At 59.4% G+C, this 19,917-nt stretch carries 20 protein-coding genes; 13 read left to right on the top strand and 7 right to left on the bottom strand.

The features are described from left to right. Positions 1–1,135 precede the first annotated feature (1,135 nt). Positions 1,136–1,336, top strand: a complete 201-nt coding sequence (locus tag J3D46_RS23400) for a hypothetical protein (RefSeq protein ID WP_253469355.1) — start codon at positions 1,136–1,138, stop codon at positions 1,334–1,336. Continuing rightward, complete coding sequence (locus J3D46_RS23395; RefSeq protein WP_253469352.1) at positions 1,317–1,814, top strand: PASTA domain-containing protein; 498 nt, start codon at positions 1,317–1,319, stop codon at positions 1,812–1,814. The genes J3D46_RS23400 and J3D46_RS23395 overlap by 20 nt, the downstream gene beginning before the upstream one ends. On the opposite strand, the gene J3D46_RS23390 is transcribed toward J3D46_RS23395, so the two are convergent. The 3 genes from J3D46_RS23390 to J3D46_RS23380 are packed head-to-tail and all read right to left on the bottom strand — an operon-like array spanning position 1,771 to position 4,439. Continuing rightward, positions 1,771–2,502 carry a hypothetical protein gene (locus J3D46_RS23390; RefSeq protein WP_253469350.1) on the bottom strand — a complete coding sequence of 244 codons (732 nt, stop codon included), beginning with the start codon at positions 2,500–2,502 and terminating at the stop codon, positions 1,771–1,773. The two genes, J3D46_RS23395 and J3D46_RS23390, sit on opposite strands and share 44 nt — an antisense overlap. A gap of 52 nt (positions 2,503–2,554) precedes the next feature. Beyond that, entirely contained in the window at positions 2,555–3,787 is a 1,233-nt protein-coding gene (locus tag J3D46_RS23385; RefSeq protein ID WP_253469348.1) for an exonuclease domain-containing protein, read from the bottom strand. Beyond that, positions 3,780–4,439 (bottom strand): hypothetical protein, encoded by a 660-nt coding sequence (locus tag J3D46_RS23380; protein WP_253469346.1) that lies wholly within the window; start codon positions 4,437–4,439, stop codon positions 3,780–3,782. Before J3D46_RS23380 ends, J3D46_RS23385 begins: the two co-directional genes overlap by 8 nt. Positions 4,440–4,861: 422 nt before the next feature. On the opposite strand from J3D46_RS23380, the gene J3D46_RS23375 reads away from it, so the two are divergent. From J3D46_RS23375 to J3D46_RS23355, 5 genes are all read left to right on the top strand, one after another. Beyond that, positions 4,862–5,683 (top strand): hypothetical protein, encoded by an 822-nt coding sequence (locus J3D46_RS23375; RefSeq protein ID WP_253469344.1) that lies wholly within the window; start codon positions 4,862–4,864, stop codon positions 5,681–5,683. After that, the gene (locus tag J3D46_RS23370; protein WP_253469342.1) at positions 5,680–6,495 is read left to right on the top strand and encodes a GIY-YIG nuclease family protein; all 816 of its coding nucleotides are present in this window, start codon (positions 5,680–5,682) and stop codon (positions 6,493–6,495) included. The genes J3D46_RS23375 and J3D46_RS23370 overlap by 4 nt, the downstream gene beginning before the upstream one ends. 1,177 nt (positions 6,496–7,672) lie before the next feature. Further along, positions 7,673–8,065 (top strand): hypothetical protein, encoded by a 393-nt coding sequence (locus J3D46_RS23365; RefSeq protein ID WP_253469340.1) that lies wholly within the window; start codon positions 7,673–7,675, stop codon positions 8,063–8,065. Positions 8,066–8,068: 3 nt separating this feature from the next. Further along, entirely contained in the window at positions 8,069–8,773 is a 705-nt protein-coding gene (locus J3D46_RS23360) for an RES family NAD+ phosphorylase (protein WP_253469338.1), read from the top strand. 155 nt (positions 8,774–8,928) lie between these two features. Then, complete coding sequence (locus J3D46_RS23355) at positions 8,929–9,165, top strand: DUF2188 domain-containing protein (protein ID WP_253469336.1); 237 nt, start codon at positions 8,929–8,931, stop codon at positions 9,163–9,165. Positions 9,166–9,324: 159 nt separating this feature from the next. Here J3D46_RS23355 and J3D46_RS23350 read toward each other — a convergent pair whose 3' ends face one another. Continuing rightward, on the bottom strand, positions 9,325–9,987 hold the full coding sequence (locus J3D46_RS23350; RefSeq protein WP_253469334.1) for a GIY-YIG nuclease family protein: 663 nt from the start codon (positions 9,985–9,987) through the stop codon (positions 9,325–9,327). A gap of 816 nt (positions 9,988–10,803) precedes the next feature. On the opposite strand from J3D46_RS23350, the gene J3D46_RS23345 reads away from it, so the two are divergent. Continuing rightward, on the top strand, positions 10,804–10,974 hold the full coding sequence (locus tag J3D46_RS23345) for a hypothetical protein (RefSeq protein WP_253469332.1): 171 nt from the start codon (positions 10,804–10,806) through the stop codon (positions 10,972–10,974). A 105-nt stretch (positions 10,975–11,079) separates the two neighbouring features. Next, complete coding sequence (locus tag J3D46_RS23340; protein WP_253469330.1) at positions 11,080–11,367, top strand: hypothetical protein; 288 nt, start codon at positions 11,080–11,082, stop codon at positions 11,365–11,367. A 77-nt stretch (positions 11,368–11,444) separates the two neighbouring features. On the opposite strand, the gene J3D46_RS23335 is transcribed toward J3D46_RS23340, so the two are convergent. Continuing rightward, positions 11,445–12,644: an FAD-dependent oxidoreductase gene (locus J3D46_RS23335; RefSeq protein WP_253469328.1), complete on the bottom strand. Its 1,200-nt coding sequence runs from the start codon at positions 12,642–12,644 to the stop codon at positions 11,445–11,447. Positions 12,645–12,867: 223 nt separating this feature from the next. Between J3D46_RS23335 and J3D46_RS23330 the strand changes: the two genes are divergently transcribed. The 4 genes from J3D46_RS23330 to J3D46_RS23315 all read left to right on the top strand — a co-directional run bounded on the left by J3D46_RS23330 (position 12,868) and on the right by J3D46_RS23315 (position 16,496). Further along, positions 12,868–13,689 carry an IclR family transcriptional regulator gene (locus J3D46_RS23330; RefSeq protein ID WP_253469326.1) on the top strand — a complete coding sequence of 274 codons (822 nt, stop codon included), beginning with the start codon at positions 12,868–12,870 and terminating at the stop codon, positions 13,687–13,689. A gap of 106 nt (positions 13,690–13,795) precedes the next feature. Continuing rightward, on the top strand, positions 13,796–14,923 hold the full coding sequence (locus J3D46_RS23325) for a cupin domain-containing protein (RefSeq protein WP_253469324.1): 1,128 nt from the start codon (positions 13,796–13,798) through the stop codon (positions 14,921–14,923). Next, the gene (locus tag J3D46_RS23320; RefSeq protein ID WP_253469322.1) at positions 14,923–15,747 is read left to right on the top strand and encodes a fumarylacetoacetate hydrolase family protein; all 825 of its coding nucleotides are present in this window, start codon (positions 14,923–14,925) and stop codon (positions 15,745–15,747) included. The genes J3D46_RS23325 and J3D46_RS23320 overlap by 1 nt, the downstream gene beginning before the upstream one ends. After that, complete coding sequence (locus J3D46_RS23315) at positions 15,747–16,496, top strand: maleylpyruvate isomerase family mycothiol-dependent enzyme (RefSeq protein ID WP_253469320.1); 750 nt, start codon at positions 15,747–15,749, stop codon at positions 16,494–16,496. Before J3D46_RS23320 ends, J3D46_RS23315 begins: the two co-directional genes overlap by 1 nt. Before the next feature lie 1,629 nt (positions 16,497–18,125). Here J3D46_RS23315 and J3D46_RS23310 read toward each other — a convergent pair. Both J3D46_RS23310 and J3D46_RS23305 read right to left on the bottom strand, forming a co-directional pair. Further along, complete coding sequence (locus tag J3D46_RS23310) at positions 18,126–18,812, bottom strand: class II aldolase/adducin family protein (RefSeq protein ID WP_253469318.1); 687 nt, start codon at positions 18,810–18,812, stop codon at positions 18,126–18,128. Between the two features lie 368 nt (positions 18,813–19,180). Beyond that, positions 19,181–19,917: LuxR C-terminal-related transcriptional regulator (locus J3D46_RS23305; RefSeq protein WP_253469316.1), on the bottom strand; the 737-nt coding region annotated here is incomplete at its 5' end.

The following is a 19,917-nucleotide window of genomic DNA, read 5'->3' as shown; positions in this document are numbered from 1 at the left end:
GAAAGTCCTAGCAAATGACGAGGGATGACTACTGGAGGGCTTGCTCTGATTCATAAACCATCCATCAAGCGCAAGTGTCCCCATCGAGATAAATGATCCTTGCATCACGGTTTTCAGGTCTAGTCCCGCTCGTAGTGCCGCGGTTCCGGCAAGCTCGACTGCTCCATGATCGGCCATAATTTCATCCTGATGGGCTTGTGTGGCCTTAACACTCAAGTCACCTTCTGCGGTTGGCCACAGCTTCTGGACAGCCTGCTGTGAGGCCACAAGTCGACCACGGGCCCGGATTTGAGCGCGTTTGCTGACCCACGGGTCTCTTCGGAAGAGATGGTCGAGCTCGTGAGCCATTGTAAAGAGCAGAGCCGAGCGTGTGAGATCTTTCCAATGTTTGGTGCCGCGCTGTTGACGCCAAAACTGGCCCTGATCCCAGTATGTTTGGTGCTCGCCGGGGTAATCCTTTCCCACATGCTTAAATAGGGTTTCCCGGGTCCCGTTGATCATGTTTTGGCCATTCTGCCCTGGTTGGTGAGCGGACTCGGCCACGAGCCGCTTGAAGACTACGCCGGCGTCGGTTACGGCACTAGACATCTCGAGATATCTAAGATCGATCTGTATATATGCCGAATCCCTGACGGTCGCGTGTTGCTCGCTTTTGACGAGAGGCCCTTGGGGAGGATCAGACTGTTTGGGGGTTAGACCGCAGTAGACATCTTTGGAGGAAAACTGTCCGATATCACGTTGAAAAGAATGCATGAGGTGGTGTAACACGTCGAAGTTCCCTTGGCCGGAGTCGATTCGCGGGACTCCCAAGACGCTGGTAACCAGCTGACTTTGTGGCTGCCGTCGCACGGGGAAGTTAGTTATGAATCGACCTCTAGACTTTTTAAGCTGCCAAGCTGTCAAGTGGAGCCCCAATTCTTGAGCCGAATTTATTTATCACTGGATTCTAGCCTCTTAGAAGGATGACCTTTTCTGGAGTATGAAACTGGCAAATTCAAGATGGCTTTATCAAGTGCCGATTAACGGTAGCAATCCTTGGACTAGCGCCCGGCTGTCCGTCGACACCGCGGAACCCTTAGGGGCAAGAGTGCACGCCGCATAGGATGTGAGCACATACGGCCAGCTGGGGGAAGAAATGAAGTACAAAATCATTGTGGTGGCTGCAGCCGTTGGGGTGTTGCTGAGTGGATGCGGTGGATCCGCCCCCGAAGCGTCTCCTTCCTCATCGTCCCCGGCGACTCCCACTGCCTCCGACATGCCGAAGACCATCCCGAAATTGGTGGGCCGGCCGTTCCCGGAAGCCCGCGGCATGCTGGTTGCGGCGAACCCGCATTGAGTACGAAGCGGCTGGTACCGACGGCAAGATGTTCACCGGCGGCACCGGAGATACTTCGAAGGTCATTGGCACAGAACCTGCTGCAGGAGAGGAAGTTGGGCCCGGCGAGAAGGTGACGATCAAGATCGACAATACCCAACGTGCCTTCGATGCCGCGGCCGCCGTAAAAGTAGCCGCAGCGAAGCGAGCGGTGCGATACGACTTCAAGTGCTCACCGTCCGGGAGCGCGATAACAGCGAAAGATAACCAATCGTTCAATTCGGTTCAGAAGATCTGGGCTGCCCCTGATTTCGCCAAGTTCAAATCCTGCGACCTCCGCGTCGACGGCACCTGGTACATGGACCGCTACACCCTGGAACCCGATGAAGCTGCAGTGGTGCAGCAGATCGGCGCCGACGGCGGCGACAGCAGCGCACCGCATATGCATCCTGGCTCTACGCGTTTGGTTGTCTTCTACGCCAGCCCCGCCCTTCGCTGAAGGCCCAGCGCTCTACTTCATCCGCGCCCACCGAACGTTCCGGTGACGAGAGTTCTCCGGCCCAACCCTGCATCAACTCGCAAGCTGCCAGGTACGTACTAACGGGGTAGCTGGTGGAGAGCGGCCTGAATATCCTGTCTTCTGTTTCTGCATAAAGCGTGGCGAGCACGCGAGCATCCACGATCAAGCTTGGATGATCCACGTCACCGCCACCGGCGAAGTACAGGAATTTAGTAAAGAAGTTCGGTCCCCAGTACTTCAAAGCGGTGCGGCCGGGCTTCAGGAGAAGAAACGCTGCTCTGGGATCGTTGACGGCCAGCCGCGCCGCGTCGCGCAATAAGTGCGCTGAACGGGTGGTGTCAGCGGCGACGGCTCTGACCCGTCCGGGCGTGTTCCGGTGACTGGACCCAGTACCCCAGGCCAGTGAGTTCCAGAACAGGCCGAGCGCGGCTGTCCCGGAATCGTCCTTTTGCGCTTCCTCAGCCAGCCGAAACAAGCCACCGCGGCTGATCAAGCCGATGTTCTCACTTCCATCTTCGCCGACTAGCGGAGTACCGGGAAGATGACCGACCAGAGTATTCCATTTGCCGATGTTGAGACGAAAACCGTGGCTATGGATGGCTTCTTGGCGCGGATGCTCCCTAACCCATGCCGCCAACGAATCAGGGTAGTTGGTCATGGCCTTCATTTCTCCTTCGGGAAGCTACGCGTCCGTTGAGCGACGGCTACTCGGGGTTGAACTAGAAGCTGGGAACGCCGAGGACGTCGTAGAGAAAGTTTTCCGCTACGACGGGGATTCCGTACTGCCGGGCCTTCGCCGCCTTACCCGATAGGCTGTCGGGATCTGCGGCGATCACAAGGTCAGTTTTCTTCGTGGCTCGTTCTGCGACGACATAGCCCATCTCTGTTAGGAAACTGGAGAGTTCACTTCGCTCGCGTGTCATGGCCCCGGTCAAAACAAGCGTTGAGCCGGGACGAATCTTTCCTGTGACCGGCCCGGACTCAGCTGCTACCGCGGGCGGGTTTCTCAGGGCATGCTCGAGCACGACCCCATCCACGTCCAACAGCGCCGCCGCCTGGTACAGCTCTGCCTCCTCGGCAGGTGTAATGATGCCGTCAGCCCAAGCAGCAATAGCGAGTTGCTCAACGTAGTAGGCGTGAAGTTTCCGGCAGCGGTCCTGACTGATGCCCAGTTCATCAGCCAAACGGACCAAGGCGCGTGTTTCATGGACCGAGAGGTGCGAGTCCAACATCGCCTGGCCAAGAAGAGCCAGGTACTGGTCGTGCTCTTCCGGCCCGGTGTATTCGGGCATGTGCGCGGTGATACGCGAGAGGAAGTGCTTCTCGACCGCACCCAGGGCATGGCGCTTGTGGGGAATGAAAGCCGCTGAGCCCGAATTACGGGAAGACCAGGACAGCGATGAGGCGACACCCAACGCCTGTGACCATTCCGGTCGGTCGGGGTCGAGATCTATGTACCGGCCGAGGAGCCCGGCTGCTGCCTCTGCGTCGTCGCCTGCGCAGTGAGCGCGATAGTTCTCGATGCTGAAGAACTCGCAGCAGTGGGCCAACGACCGTGCGTTGCCGACGACGTAGTCGTGGGCAAGTCGCATGGTGCATAAACCTTGCAGGAACCCATCGGGGATTTCGATACCAGCCCTGGTCATCTCGTAGCCGAGGAAGTCAGAGTCGAACCGTAGATTGTGGGCCACCATGATGCAGCCCTGCAGAACCTCCGTCAGCGCCGGAACCACCTCGGAGAAGGTTGGCGCATCAAGTATTTCGGCCGCGCTGATCCTGTGGATACGTTGAGGGCCAAGATCCCTCTGGGGATTGACCAGCGTTTCCCAACGATCGACAATCGCCCCGCTGGAGTCAACGCGCACCACGGCGATTTCAGCAACACGATCATGCATCGACGTGAATAGCCCTGTGGTCTCGACGTCGACGACGGCGAACATCGGCTCAGACATTGTCCACCGACTCTGGTGCACGCGTAGGCCACGGGCGAGCGACCGGGCCCCCGGCTCCCTTGTAGTAAGAGCGTGACTTCTTCAACCGGTCGTTTTCGATCTCTTGCCAATAATTGAGGAGTTGTATGCACCCATTAGCAATACGCAGCGCCTCGACGTTGACTGGGTCTTCACACGCTGGGCTGCTTTCCCACACGCTTGAGAGTGGGGGAGCGGGCCAATCAATGTCCTGCAGAGGGGCGCGACGCTGAAAGTCGGGAAGCGGTAGGCCTGCCGCCTTGGCTTCCTTGCGGGCGGTTGCCGTGGTCGCGTTATACTCGCGGCGGCTATCGTTTTCGGCCCAAAAGAGTCCCTGGAGATAGTCGACCCATGACGCACAGTCCCTAAGGAAGTCCTCCGGTACAAAAGCCGTCGTATCCAGGACCACACGTTCCTGGCAGTGCTTCTGCGCCCGCGACGTCAGGAAGACGGGCCGGTTGTAGGTGAGGCTCAGGAAAACCCGCTCGTCGAAGCCCTCGGTGACGACAGCATTCGTTGATCCCGCCCGTCCCGACCCCGTGAGCGATGCAGTCGAAACCTGCCAAACAGCCCAGCGGCCATCGTGAACATCCAGGACCGCGATCCCGTGAGCATTAGAGCCAGTTGCTGGCATATTTACCCCCATAAGTAGCTGACGATCCAAATCATATGTGTGGCTACGGACAAAAAATTGATTCCCCTCTTCGACACGCTAGTCATTGAGCGCTGGTGAGATGCCCCCAATGGGGCTACTCTCCATCGGAAAGTCGTTCAGGGTTGCGGCCCGGTCGCCGATCCAAGGAAGGGCCGAAATTGGGATCCGGTTGAAAGGGCCTGGGCCTGGGTCTCGAACAGTGGTGCGGTAATGACCAAAGGGACCGGACCTCAGATATGGCAACGACGAGTATGGGCCAAGTCCAGCCTTGCCGCACTGATGACCGCCTCTCGATGTGGTTGGTAGAGTCGGGCCCACCGGGGTCGAGACCCCGCATCATTTGAGGGGAAACAATGGGGCTTGGATCTTGGATTAGAGGCATCTTCGGTGAGGCGCAGGGTGTGCAGCACTCGGATTTCGAGCAAAGTCGCGCCGATCAGCCGATCACGCTTTCGATATCGTCGCAGTATCACCAGTGCCTCGAGGTAGCGGGCACAACAACTTTTGCGAAGGACGCCGTTGCCGCCTTGGTGGACCGCCAGGAGGTGGGGGAGCGCGGTTATTACGAGGGGCAAGCCCAGCTGCTGCGGGAGCCGGATAACCTCGTTGATGCCAGGGCAGTGGCCGTCCTGGTGGAGGGTGAGAAGGTGGGGTGTCTCCCTTCTTACGTGACTCGGGACCTACCCCTCCCGATCGGGGCCAGTGGGGCGGTCGTGTACCAGCTTCACGTACTCCGAGATAAGAACTTCATGGCCAAAGCCTATGTTTGGCTGGGAGAAGGGGAACCGCAGTGGGCCTACTCGCAGGACAATCCACCAGCGCTTTCGTCAACGGAGAGAAACAACAGCTCCCACGTGGCCATGTCCACTATGGTGCGAGAGACTCTTCAGGGTGGTGGTGAAAGGGCGCAACAGTTCAAACGGGGAATGGTTGATGGCGTTCATTACCTTGAGCTGGTCGAACCGATCAAGCAGCTTAAGCGTGAAGGCCGGTATGAAGAATCACTCGTGCTTTGCTACAAGGCCATTCAGGCTGCAGAACAAGATGCTGGCGGCCGGGAGCCCGCGCCGTGGTACACCGAACAGGCGGCCATCGTCCACAGAAAGCTGGGGGAGAGGGACAAAGAGATCGAGGTCTTGAGGCGTTGGTTGGCGCGGTGCCCGGGCAGCCGCCGCGCAGGCAGCAAGATTGCTGAGCGCCTCGCGAAACTTGAGGCGAAATGAAGCCAAGCGGACCTGAAGGGCTGTCCGGACAGGAGCCTGGTACCAGTGGTTTGTTCGCCGTGCGGATGAGCGGCCGGACGCCCCCGCGAAAACACTTTGGGGAGACTCTTCGCACCAGCCGATATGGCCACCGGTTGATAAGAGACGAGTACGCCCTTGTGAACAAGCGGAGATCAACTCGGCTGCCCCGGGAGCTATATACAGACGCCGCCTGGGAAGACGAGGCATGGGCCTTCGAAGACGAAGATCATATTTTCTTCAGCGACGAATACTGCGCGATGCAGCGCAAAGCGGCATTGGAAAATTTCGACCTAAACATGGACTTCTTCAAGCAGCTGTCGGGCAAGGCCTTCATGGATGTTGTGTCCAGGACGTCTTCAGCCAACAAAAACTTGGGGGTCGTAACCAATTTGTCCGACTTTAGCGGCGTGGAAGGCATCTACGTGATGGTCCTCGACAGATACAAGCAGATCTACGTTGGTTACACGGGCGATATCCGGGCACGGATCAAGCGCCATTGGAGCGGAACTAAACAGTTTGATCGACTCATCTTCGGAAACAAGGACTCATCCGTTTTATCAATTGATTCGTTCCGTGCTCTAGACACTACCCGCATTTTCGCGGCCAAGACCACCAGAGGCTTCGAACAGGAGGGACGTTTGGTCAGCGCACTTCCACCTGACTTCCTGCTGAACCGTGTCCCCGGTGGCGAGAGGATCATGGGCGCTCGATTCTTCCCCTGGGAAATCAAACAGCGCCTACTGAAGCCAGTACGGCCCGAGGAACCTCACCCCGAAGACGTAGCCGAGTAAGCCTGCGCCTCCTCACCACTTGGCGGCAGATCGACTCCGGAAACCGCGAATCTCCACCAACGAGCCTTGAGTGAGACGGATCCGGCCAGAGTTATCTCACTCAGCAACAAGAGCCGGACGCCTGGGCTCCGCTCGGAGCCTAATCCGTTGAACATTGCACCCCCTGGGGCTGAAACGGTGAGGTCGTCGCAAAATGTCGCCGAGGTGGCCGCGGGTGATGCGACGGTGGCCACCAGCTCATGGCTGGTGGCCACCGCTCCCGTTTACGGGATGTTGTGCCAGAACAGGCGGGCAACATCAACGGCTAGCCTGATGATGTTGACTACCAGGTTCCAGGCGCCCCATGGTTCTTCACGTTCCCGCTGGGATCCCATGCCGGCACCTCCTCCCGGAGGAACAGGGCACGGCACGCACGTGTTTGTAGGCACAACAGCGTTGCGCCCTACATGCGTAGGGCCATAGACTCAAAGTGTGGAGTTTGAGGTTCTACAGCCCTCTTACCGCACCAATGAGCGCACCGCTCAGAACGTGGATCCGATGCCAGTCGGGTCCATAGTTCGTTAACGGCACAGCAGGCTGTTGCCCGATGATTCAAGCCTAGCAATGACTTCTAGTGCGTCCCGCTGATTTCCTTTTATCCACAGGCTTTGGAGTGGTGTTAGGGCGGGAAGAATAGGGAAAACGCTGGGACGCAGATGTGCTTCTTGGTGCACTCAAAGTTTATATAGACGCTGAGTCCACGAAATAGAACCTGAGTGCGCCAAAGTCAGTGTCCAGAGTTAGGGAATCTTCCAGGAAGAAAATTTCTTTAAGAAACTTTTATCCACAGATCTCTACCGCGTATCCGAGAGCCACGATCATGGGCGATAAGCCTCGGATTCTACCGGCGGTTAAAAATCGGACGAGGCACGATGCCGGTCGAAGCGTTCGGCAGGCGGCCTCCGCTCACGCCATAGGCACCGTGATGACTACCGTCCCAAGGGCCAATCCGTGGCTCGCTCTCAGACCAAGTTTTTTTGGCAGCACTTCCAGGCGGAAATGCTAGACTGAAAGTAGGGCTTTATGTCCTATCATACTAACAACTTGACATAAGATCGGTTATCGGCGTTTTTGTACCTGTGATTTGAGGTGTGATTGAAGGGTTGAAACAAACTGTCGTCGATGGCAGCATGGAAGCATGACAGCAGTTGCAGGCGCCCGCGGAGGGCTGAAGGCCCATCAAGACTCGATCAGGTTGCCCGAGGCCGAGCTGGTCCGTGACTTGCGGGACATCTTGGGCGCGAAACTGGTCGCCTACGTCGGTTCAGTCAAGGAAACCCGCGCCGTCCGGCAATGGGCCGACGGCGAACGGAAGCCATCCGCCGAGGTCATGACACGGCTGCGGCACGCCTACCATGTGGCGGCGTTGCTGGCTGAGCGTGATTCCCGGGCGGTCGTACAAGCGTGGTTCCAAGGCATGAACCCACAACTGGATGACGTGCCGCCCGCCAGGTTGCTCCGGGAAGGCCACGTGGACGAGGGCGCTCAACAGGTTCTCGCCGCCGCGCGCGCATTTGCGGCCGCCGGCTGACGGATGGAACCGAGTGAACTGACAGTCATTCCGGCTTCCGAAACGGTTTGGCGGATCGGTTTCCGCCCGGAACCGTGGGCGTGGAGCGGGTGGGAATGGTCCACCAGCGGCCGGTTTCCCGGCCGCTGGGACGACCTGCACGGGAACTTCCGCACGGTCTATGCTGGCTCGTCCTTGAAGGCGTGCTTGCTGGAAGTCCTTGCCGGGCTCCGGCCTGATCCCCGGATCGCAGCGGAACTGGGCAACATTCTTGAAGACGATGAAGACCAGGTGCTGTACCCCACGATTCGTCCGGGAGAAGTTCCGCGTGAGTGGCTTGACGCGCGGGCTGCCGCCCGGGCCGAGCTGAGAGGAAACTATTGTGCTGTCAGCGCATCGAGCACGGTCAGCGTCTTGTATCCGAACTTCATCGCCAAAGCGCTGAGCCTTGGGCTGACCGACTTCGACGCAGCCGCCCTCAAAGATGCCAGACCGAGGCAGCTGACCCAAGCCGTCGCCGCCTGGCTCTATGAAATGACGTCCGTTGACGGGGTCACATTCAGCTCCCGCCACGGGGACGACCTCAAACTCTGGGCCATCTTTGAACGACCTGGAGATCCGGCCACGAGTCTAAAGCTTGGCCAACAACGTATCGTCGACCTCCACCACGACGCAGCAGCCGTCTTGGAAGTATTCGAGATCCTGACACTGAAGTGGCGCGACGAGTAGCGGGTCCCCGACCGCCTGAAGTGAGATGGCAGGATTCCTAAGGGCGCACAGATACGTCATTCATCGCCTTTTCTCCTGAATATACAGAGCAGTGCCCACACTGTCGGTGGCATTTGTTATCTTTCATCCATCAGCAACGACTGGGGGTGACTAATATGGCTGAACGAAATTCCTATCACGTGGTTCCGGGTGACGAAGGATGGAAGGCTGAGCGCGAAGGCTCGTCCCGTGCTTCCTCTGTACACGACACCCAAGCTGCTGCTATCGACGCTGCTAGTGGATATCTGTCCCGTTCCGGGGGCGGTGAGTTGAACATCCACGGCAAGGACAACAAGATCAGGGCAAAGGACACGATTGCTCCTGGCAACGATCCACGGAATACACCTGGTTAAAGATCCGAGGCCTCCGCATAATCTGCGGGGGCCTCGAGTCGTACCACGGTAAGCGACCGGACTTGATCGACTGAGAATGCAGGTCCACGAAACGAAGGCAGGCGGTCTACGCACTGAACGCCGGACGAATGGCGGCCTGTCGATTCATGTAGCTGCGGTCTAAGCAGACGCGTTGGCTTGGGCCGCCATGAAATCCAATCGAGGTAAGTCGAACACGTCAGAGCAAACCATCTGCTCGTTCCTTGTAAGGCGAAGGAACCGCTCTGCGTTTTGCTCGGCCGACTCTTCAATCGTGAACGGGTCATCCTGAACGTCAATCGAAATATCATGATCACTCAGAATCTGCTGGCTCGTGTGTTTCCCGCCGTAAGAATCCACCCAAGAAGTCTCTAGATAGACGCCAAGTTGGGTCACCACAACTGTGGCCGAACGAACATCGGATCGTATTGCTTCTTCATGGGCCTCGCGGAGTTCTGCGAGGACCTCGGCGCGACCTGGGCTGTTGACCGGCCTCGCTATGTAGCGGTGCGCGGCCTCGTCCATGAGCGCTCTGATCGCCTCTTGAGGAGGAATAGCGAAAAACTCTCGATTTGGGTGGACCCTGAATGATGCAAAACGCTGATGGAGCTTGCTTTCCACGTACCTAGGGTTCAGGACATATTCATCCCAGAGAGCGAGTAGCGGCCGTGACCGCCCGGTCGAGAACAACTCCTGAACACGCTCTCCTACTGTCTTCGTGGTGTAGCCGATCTTCACCTCCGATGGATTGGAGGGATCCAAAAGCACGTAAACATATCCGGGAAGGGGAGGTTCTTCAGTCATGGTCCAATCATTCCAGCCACAGTTGAAATCATTCTGGCTTCGGGTCTTAGGTGTCTGTTCATGTGGAGCACGCTACAGGGGTTGAATTTCCTTTGGGCTTCGGGTCCCTGATCGAGCTGCCGCAGCCTCTGAAGTTTGGCGCGTAACTGGTATACACCATGGAGGATCGAGTCCATGAATTCGAGGATGCTGTCCCCGTCCAGAGAGTCCACTGGCTAGCTGAAATCACCGTGGGGCATGTCATTGCCGAACACCCGGATCATATGCGCTGTCTCCGTTATTCTTGGCTCGACATAATTCCTACAGGGAGATGGATACGGACGCGCCTGGGCGTCCGCGATCGCGGATACAGACAAATCCTTTGAGGCTGTTGGTCTAATCGAGAATCGTCTTGGCAACGTGCCTGGTACTTGGCTTGACGCGCTCCCACTGAAGACGGAGGGGTCCTAGCAATGGCTAGCGCTCAACTGAACGTACTCACACGTGTGGCGGAGGCATTTGGATCCTGCTTAGACGACACCGGTCTGCGGTTTTGGCGGGTCGGTCGGTAGCCACGGAATTGAGGGACCGGCTGCCATCTTCCCTAGGTTGACGGAATCTCCGTTATCGGCCTTTAAAGAACGGGAGTAGAAGTGGATGCGAGAACTCCCGCCTTTGAAGAATTTGGCGTTTTCGCAGATCGACTCAACCTTCAACGCCCTCTTCGACAAAGCAATCATGATATGGCGCTGACAGCGCATCACAGACGAATACGACCTGGTCTTCCTGCCAATCAAGCCCAAAGCAGCCGCGACACTGACCGAACGCGGCTGGGCCATGAGCACCCTCAGCGATGGAACCTTCACGAACGTCACACACGACGTCCCGGCCCTGGACTTCAGCGGATGGCTCCTCTTCTGCCACGAAGATCTCGACGGCCGGATCGCAGCTCACAGTGCAAGCCGTCGAGGACTAGCAACCGGCGATCAACTAGTGGTTCCACGCTAATCCGCAGGCATAACCAGCAGCATCGACATGTTCGTACTGGCTCACAACCCCGACATTCCCCTGCATCCGCGCAGAGCAGTACTACCGCGAGCGGGGGTCCCCCACATGAGCGATTCCATCGGACTTGCGCGCAGGGTTGCCCTCGTCACAGCGGCCGCTTGCCGCCTTAGCCGCGAGATCGTGGTGGCCGTCCAAGCCGCCGGCGCCGTAGTCGTCGTAACCGACATCAGGGCAGCGCAGGAAAAACCCACCGAGCTTGAACCGGTATTCATCCAGGCCGACATCACTTCGACCCTGGAACGCGACGTCAAACCATTCGCCCGCGACGCCGACAAAGTTGCAGCACCGGCTCTTTGGCTAAATGGCTGCAACACTGCACATCTACGTCATTAGGGACACCCGATAACACCAGTGTGACCAAACCGAGTAGCCAGGTACACCTGGCCCTGTTTCCCCTCCCGGCGCCACCCCTACAACGACTGGCCATAGAGCCAGTCGTTGTACTGGAAGTCGTTGTCCTTACGGCTCTTGAACAGCAAGTTCCGCAGGGTCCGGGCGAGGCCGGAGACGTGCCAGGATTCGCCCCAGACGCGGGCGGTGCGTTGGACACGGGCAGTCCTGCCGGCGCGGACTGAGTTGAACGTGGCGATCGCTTCATCCCATCCTTCCGGGTTGACGCCGTCGGCTCTGAAGACCGTTTCAGCAGTGACGTCCTGCAGGACGGCTGCATCCTCGAGGGCCTGGCAGGCACCCTGGGCAAGGTATTGGAGCATGGGGTGGGCGGCGTCGCCCATGAGAACCATGCGGCCCGCGACCCAGTTTTCAATCGGGTCGCGGTCGTACATTGGCCAACGGATGCCGGTGCCAAGGTTGGCCAGCGCCGCCTGAACTGCCGGAATGCAGTCCTTGTATGCGGCCTGCAGCTCGTCCACTCCTCCATACTGCTCCTCACCGCGCTCGAAGGACGGCGACTTGAAAACGGCCACGGTGTTCAGCAGCTCACCTTTGCGCAGCGGGTACTGCACCAGGTGACAGTCCGGGCCGAGGTACACCACTACATCTTCGAGGTCGGCTGCAGGGGTTTCCGAGGTGATGGGAACGGTACCGCGGTACGCGACGTAAGCGGAGGAAACGGGCTCATCTGAGGCCACCAACGGGCGAAGCGTGGACTTCAGCCCATCGGCACCGATCACCACATCCGCTTCATAGTCCACGCCTGCTTCTGTGTGTACTACTCCCCGGCCGTCCACGGTTTCCACACTCTCCACCATGACGTCGTTGATCAGCTTGACACCCGCAGCCTCGCATCCTTCAAGGAGAACGCGGTGCAGGTCGCTGCGGTGAATGACCACGTAAGGCGCGCCGTAGCGTTCCTCGAACTCACCGTGAAGCGATTGCCGCGTGAGCTCTTCCCCGGTGACGGCGTCACGGAACACCAGGTGCTTGGGCCGCACGCCGATCTCCAGCGCCTTTTCCAGCAAGCCCCAGCGCTTCAGTACCCGTGAGGCATTCGGAGCCATCTGCAGGCCGGCGCCTACCTCACCGAACTCGGGCGCCCGTTCTACCAGCGTGACGTTGGCCCCGTTTTCTCGGAGGGCCAAGGCTCCGGCAAGGCCGGCCATGCCCCCTCCCACAACGAGGACATCAGTGGAATTGGTGTACTCAGACATTTCTTGCTCCTGGGGAATTCGAGGTGATTTTGAAGTCCGATAGCGGGCAACAGGAACCCGCTGTAATGTTGGTTGTTGGGCCCCAGACACCAAGAAGTTGGAACGACCCAGCCCTACCGGCAGGACGCCTTGATTCCCGGTGTGACGACAAAGTCATGGTGCGGCGGGCCTAACACCCTCCACTGTCCTGCCATCGCAGGGCGCGTGACCATAAAATTCTGTTATGCAGAACAAGCAGGGTTCCCCCTACACGCGTAACCAAGTGCAGAAGCGGCCTACGTATTCCATCGAGGCGGTGGACAATGCGTTGCAACTCCTTCAGCTCCTCCGTGATGGCGGGGCTCTCCGCCTCAAGGACGCGGCAGCGGAACTGGGGGTTGCTCCTTCCACGGCACACCGGCTTCTAGCGATGCTCGTTTACCGGGGCTTCGCCGTCCAGGACGAAAACCGCCGCTATGTTCCCGGCCCGGCCATGGGCGTTGGTCCAGCGGGACTGGGCTGGACCAGGCTCCTAAGGGATGTGGCCCAGCCACACATGGAGCTCCTGTCTTCGCGGCTTGATGAGACCGTCAACCTGATGGTCCGCGTGGGCACGAAAGTTCGTTTCCTCGCCACGGTGGAGGGCAGCAACGTCCTGCGCATTGGCGACAGGCAGGGCACGGTGATGCCTGCCGACAAAACTTCCGGCGGCAAGGTGATGTTGGCAGAACTGGAACCGGCCATGATCGAGCAACTGTTCCGGAGCCAGAATGCGGAAATCGGTGGCGACACAATCCCCGATGCCGAGTATCCGGCGTTTTTGCGCGAGCTGGACAGCATCCGGGCCAACGGCTTCGCGGCCAACTTTGAGGGCACGGAGGAAGGTGTCAGCGCCCTTGGCATGGCGCTCCATAACCGACACGGGCAGGTGGTTGGCGCACTGAGCGTCGCTACTCCTGCCACACGGTTCAGGAAAGTGTTCGACGCCGGATTGGTAGCCGCGCTGCGCGAGACGTGCCGGCAGTTGGAAATAGACATCGCCGCAAACCCGGCCGAAGCAGATTAGGGGGTTTTTTTGATAATTCTGTAGGACAGAATGTGCTCGGACTCCCAGTCTGGTAGCCCTAGGGTCGAACTACACCAGAGAACCGGACCCTATCGAGGAGGCCCCCGTGTCAATCAGCGCCGAGAACACGACCCATGAATCCGTGGCCACCAGCCACGCTTTGCCGGAGCCCACTCCCGAGGAGCAGGTACAGCTGGATCAGCTGTACAAGGACTTCGAGACGGAGAACTTGATCCCGTTGTGGACGGAGATCGGTGATTTGATGCCGATGGTGCCCACGCCGAAGGCTGTCCCGCACGTATGGCGCTGGAATGATTTGTACCCGTTGGCCGCCCGTGCCGGGGACCTGGTTCCGGTGGGCCGGGGTGGTGAACGGCGGGCCATAGCCCTGGCCAACCCCGGCCTCGCTGGCACCCCGTATGCGACTCCGACGTTGTGGGCTGCGATCCAGTACCTGGGCGCACACGAAGTCGCTCCGGAGCACCGCCATTCCCAGAATGCGTTCCGGTTTGTGGTGGAGGGCGAGGGCGTGTGGACCGTGGTGAACGGAGACCCGGTGGCGATGCGCCGCGGCGATTTCCTGCTGACACCGGGGTGGAACTTCCACGGCCACCACAATGACACCGATCAGCCGATGGCATGGATCGACGGCCTGGACATCCCGTTCGTGCACTATGCCGATGCCGGGTTCTTCGAGTTCGGCACCGAACGCGTCACCGACGAAGCGACCCCGGACATTTCGCGCTCCGAACGGCTCTGGGCACACCCCGGCCTGCGGCCGCTGTCCGGTCTTGATGACACCACCAACTCCCCCATCGCCGCCTACCGCTGGGAGCACACCGACGCAGCCCTGCGTGAGCAGCTGTTGCTGGAGGACGAGGGCCATCCGGCCACGGTGTCCCAGGGCCACGCCGCTGTCCGGTACTCGAACCCGACCACGGGCGGGGACGTCATGCCCACCATCCGGGCCGAGTTCCACCGACTCCGTCCCGGAGCCTCTACCCCGCCGCTGCGCGAGGTGGGCTCCAGTGTCTGGCAGGTCTTCGAGGGCACCGGTGCGGTGGTGATCAACAGCGAAACCAAACAGCTGGCCAAGGGCGACCTGTTCGTGGTCCCGTCCTGGCAGGAATGGTCCCTGCACGCCGAAACAGAGTTCGATCTGTTCCGTTTCAGCGACGCCCCCATCTTCGAACGCCTGAACTTCAACCGCAGCTACACTGAAGGACGCAAGTAATGAGACTCCTCACCCTCCGCACCGAAACCGGAACCAAGGCCGTCCGCCAGGACGGGAACACCCTCACCGAAATTGACGGGTTCGCCGACGTCGGCGCGCTGCTGGCCGACCCCGCCTGGGAAACCACCGCTGCCGCGGCCAACGGCGCAACGCACGCCCTCGACGGCGCGGACCTGGCCGCCGTCGTGCCCGCACCGGGGAAGATCATCTGCGTGGGCCACAACTACCGCAACCACATCAAGGAAATGGGCCGGGACATCCCCGAACACCCCACCCTGTTCGCGAAGTACACCGAATCGCTGATCGGCCCCAACGATGACCTGGCGTTGCCGCAGGAATCAGACACCGTGGACTGGGAAGCCGAACTCGCCGTGATCATCGGCAAGAAGGGCCGCCGCATCGCCGAGGCCAACGCCGCGGACCACATCGCCGGCTACGCAATCCTGAACGACATCTCCATGCGGGACTACCAGTTCCGCACCATCCAGTGGCTCCAAGGCAAAACGTGGGAGAACTCCACCCCGTTCGGCCCGGCCCTGGTCACCAAGGACGAATTCACCGCCGGACCGCTCATGACCTCCGCCGTGGACGGGGAAATCCAGCAGTCCACCCCCACCGGCGACCTCGTCTTCACCCCCGAGTTCCTGGTCTCCTACATCTCCACCATCATCACCCTGAACCCCGGGGACGTGATCGCCACCGGCACCCCCGGCGGCGTCGGACACGCCCAGGACCCCAAACGGTACCTGCAGGAAGGCCAGCTCCTGGTCACCACCATCGAGGGCCTCGGCCAACTGAACAACCGCGTGGTCAAGGAAGCCTGATGGCAGCCCGCCACGACCTCGCCACCGACCCGCGCCTGCAGGAAGACCTCCTGCAGGCCCGGCGGGGCACCGCGTACTTCGCCCGCAAACTCAACGAACTCACCGATGCAGAGCTCGACGGCGGCACCCGCCTTCCGGACTGGACCCGCCGCCACGTTGTGGCGCACGTGGGATACAACGCCCGCGCGATCGCCCGCCTGGTGGAGTGGGCAGCCACGGGAGTGGAAACCCCCATGTACTCCTCCACGGAAGCCCGGAAGCAGGAGATCGAGTTCGGAGCCACACTCTCCCCCATCGCTCTGCGGAACCTGTTCGACCATTCCGCGGTCCACCTGTCCGTCGAATGGCGCGACCTGCCCGATGCGAACTGGTCCAACGAAATCCGCACCGCGCAAGGCAGAACAGTCCCCGCGTCCGAAACCGTGTGGATGCGCAGCCGCGAAGTATGGATCCACGCCGTGGACCTGGATAACGGAGCCACCTTCAACGACATCCCAGCCTCGGTCCTCGAACGGCTCCTACGCGACATCACCGGCGCCTGGAAAACCCGCGGCACCGATGTCGGACTCCAGATCAAGGTCACGGGCACGGACCTCGTGTTCGGCGACAACACCACCACCAACCCGACGATCATCACCGGGCCCCTGCCCTCCGTCGTCGAATGGGTCACCGGACGCGGCAGCGCCGGCGTTTCCCCAACCATACCCAGCGAGAACGGTGGCATACCGGCCGCTCCGAAATGGATCTAACTCACGCCCGGTCCGCTAAGAGTCAGCGTCCCGAGAAAGGACGCTGACTCGTAGCGGCGTTAACCCTATTTTGTAGATGGTGCGTGGGCTCAAGGGTAACCGAAGCTGTCTAAAGGTGCGGTACAAACCCTGCAATTCACATTCAACCGAATCTGACGTCGCTCTCACATTGATCCGCCAGGGCGGAGGGGGCGACCTTCGGCTGATCGGATTGCAGCATGCGTGCGGATCGGCCTTGGCATAGACGGACGGCACGACTACTGATCGCCGTACGGCTCTCTTGCCATGCTCGACCTCGCCTGGCAGCTGGCGTGTAGTCGAGCCGACAACTTAGAATTCGCCTTGGCCGCAGCAAGCCAGACCGCCACTAGTGGCACCGATAGCAGGCCTAGCCGATCTCTCAGTAATTTAGACCATTGCGCTACGAGCAGCCTACTGCGCGCGATTCTAGGCCAAGGTGACAGTTCCATGACTGAGGCGAGGACGGCGGCAACCCGTATGCACTTCAGGTTCGACCGAGAACACACACCTAGCCGAAGCTTCCGTCAAACCCAGCGAAGGAGTCGCAGGATCGCCGCCAGTAGGCAATAGAATTTGCTAACCCACGCGATGCCCGCAGCGTCGCCAGCGTATTGGACGGAGCGGAATGGACGAGTTCAACTGTTTCTCATGGTTCTTGGTCCGCCGTTTGTCCCAACTGGCCCCTGAAAAATAGCCGTCCATACTGCATCGAGTGCCAAGACTAATCCGTTATGCGACGGCGAATAGAACTCTTCGCAGAATCGCTTCACGATCCAATAGTTTTGGGACGTTGCAATTTGAGCCCGGAGTCACGAACGGCCGTGCGATCTGGCGGCTGCTGATTTCTGTACACATGGCTTCATCCTCTTCGATTTAATGAGTGCCATGGGCGGCTTCGTACTACCGAAGATGGCCGCATACACACCCAAGACCCGGCCATAGATCTGCCGGTCGGACGACGACTTTGAAATCCGGCGGCCCAAGCGCCGCACAAACGCCATCCATTCCGTCAACGTCCGTTACCGACATGCCAGGGGGCCGTTTCTCAATAGAGCTGCGGTCCTTCGATAGAAGTGCCAGCATAATGCCAACGTTGTGGATCCACTGAAGCCTTCACGTCAGATTCACTAAGGTTGAGCCATGCGGTGCCGGCAACTGCTCATGTGCATAGTGGAGTAGAAACTCGTGCCTATAATGCAACCCGATCCACGGGGATGTGATCAGCTCGTCGATATCTACTACACCCGCCGACTTTGCTGGTGTTGCCGTTGATCGATGTCCGCGTTCGGATGCGGGGTTGCCAAATCGGTCACCAATGGGCGCGAAAGGATTGCGGCGATTTAACTCTGTCATTTTGCTTCGATCCCCTCAAATGTTCTCCGCCCGCGAGGCTTCGGACGAAGGTTACATCCCAGCCCTGGAAGTCCGGGCTGACGACCTCACCTTGTGCCCGTTTCCCCCTAATACGGCCCAATCTTTAGGGCAACAAAATCACCCAAGGAATCCTTAGGCCGCATAACTGTTCAAACCCTGACGGGATGCACCGGCTCGCGCGGCCTCCACGCAGCAGTGCAAAGACACGTAATCCGTCTGCCCCAAGTGGTGGTTTTAGTCGAGCCCACGCACTAGGTAGTCCCACACCGCGGCGAGTGCAGCGGAATTGTAGATATGTTCTCTTTTTGCCAATGACTCAGTCGTGTCCGACCAGGTTGGCCAACCTCCAAATGACTGCGTCAGCAACTGTTGTTCACAGGCCCGTTCCAGAAGCACGGCAGCGACGGTAGCGGTCTGGATGTCTGGGCCAACGGCAACTATGCCGTGGTTCACCAAGAACAACGCCGATGCATCACCGAGCGCAACGGCCACTTCCTTGCCGAGCTCCTGCGTCAAAATCAGATCCGCTGTGAGAGTGAAGCGTGGAACCGCTTCCGGAACAAAGAAATTTGCTGCGTGACTCACTGGGCGAAGCTGCTGCCCAGTCGCAGCTAGTGCCACCGCGTGCGGCGAGTGGGTATGCACAACCGCGCCAGCGTCCGGTCGTGCCGCAAGAATTTCAGTATGGATCGGATACTCGCTGTGGCGCTTGCCGTCACCCTCCACAATCTCGCCGAGGGACGACACGAGATGCACGCGGTCGGAGGTGATTTCCTCCAGCCCCCATTCGGCGCTCTTGATCCAAACTCCGCGACCTTCAGGGTCGCGTGCTGAGGCGTGGCCCCAAATCAAATCTCCGTGCCCACTCGACGCGAGAATCCGCGATGAAAGTGCAACAAGCTCCCGAAGTGTTTCGGTCATGGATGGGCTCCTAAAAATGTAGTGGTCGCGTTGCTTCGCACTTAGTCTCTGCTACGGGCGGACGCTTGCGGAACGCGTAGGATTACCCCTTTCCTAGAACCCGCAGATCTACCCTGAGTTTCGTCGTACGCATGGTTGCCCTGGGTCAGATCCATGTCGGAGATGGTTGAAATGTAAACCATTTCGCAGGATTGGCGGCTGGTGGTGCGATACCCGAACGGCTCCCAGCAGTTGCAACTGGTAGAGATTAAAGTTTAAGGAAGCCCGGGGATCGCTCCTAAGCTCGCGGCGCGGGCTCAATATGTCCAGCTGACCGCCCGAGTCGTCTTTCCGAGCCTGCAGCAGGGAAATGCTGCATGATATGAGTACTAGCGCCGTTCCGGGATGTCCACAGGCGGCAGACCAGAAGAGGCAACCCATGCAGCGATTTGCGCGCGGGATGAAAACTCCAGCTTCGCCAGTATCCTCTCAATATGTCCGTCCACCGTTCTGGGCGAGACCACTAGACGCTCAGCGATCTGGCGATTACTTAGCCCTTCAGTGACCAATTGCGCGACTTGGCGCTCACGTGGGCTCAACACTCCTATATCTGGTCTTGACTCGATTGCGCTTCTCACTTCAGGACCATCAATTGCATAGGCGATAGCCTGGTTTCGGTCTAGCCGGCCTCCTTCATCGAGCCGGACCTGCAGCGCCCCATACCCTCCCAACCCGCTTTTCAGCTCTGCTTCACATTGGGAGTGATAGGTGGCCAAGTGTGGACCAAAGGCGGAAAGCGACGTTCCCAGCGCGCCCCAAATCGAACGAATCGCTCCAAGCAAACGCGCAGCGTGGTCAAACTCAGTTTTCGCCGTCGCGATCCATGCGAGGAGCTCGATCATCATCGCAGCTCCGACGTGGTCATTGAATCCGCGCTGGATCTGCAGCCCAGCACGGGCCGCCGAGGATGCTTGGTCCAATTGACCGTTCATCCAGGCGTGTAAGCCCAGCGCATAGAGGGCGCGCGACCTAATCCACTGCTCTCCCTGCCGTTCGCTGGCTGCGATCACCTCTTCTGCCGTTTGAGCAGCTCTGTCGTCCCCCAGCAGTGCACGGGCCACGGAAA

The organism is Paenarthrobacter sp. A20 (assembly GCF_024168825.1).
In the GTDB taxonomy this organism is placed as follows: domain Bacteria; phylum Actinomycetota; class Actinomycetes; order Actinomycetales; family Micrococcaceae; genus Arthrobacter.
The sequence above is the reverse complement of the archived record's forward strand: the minus strand, read 5'-3'. Positions and strand labels throughout refer to the sequence as shown.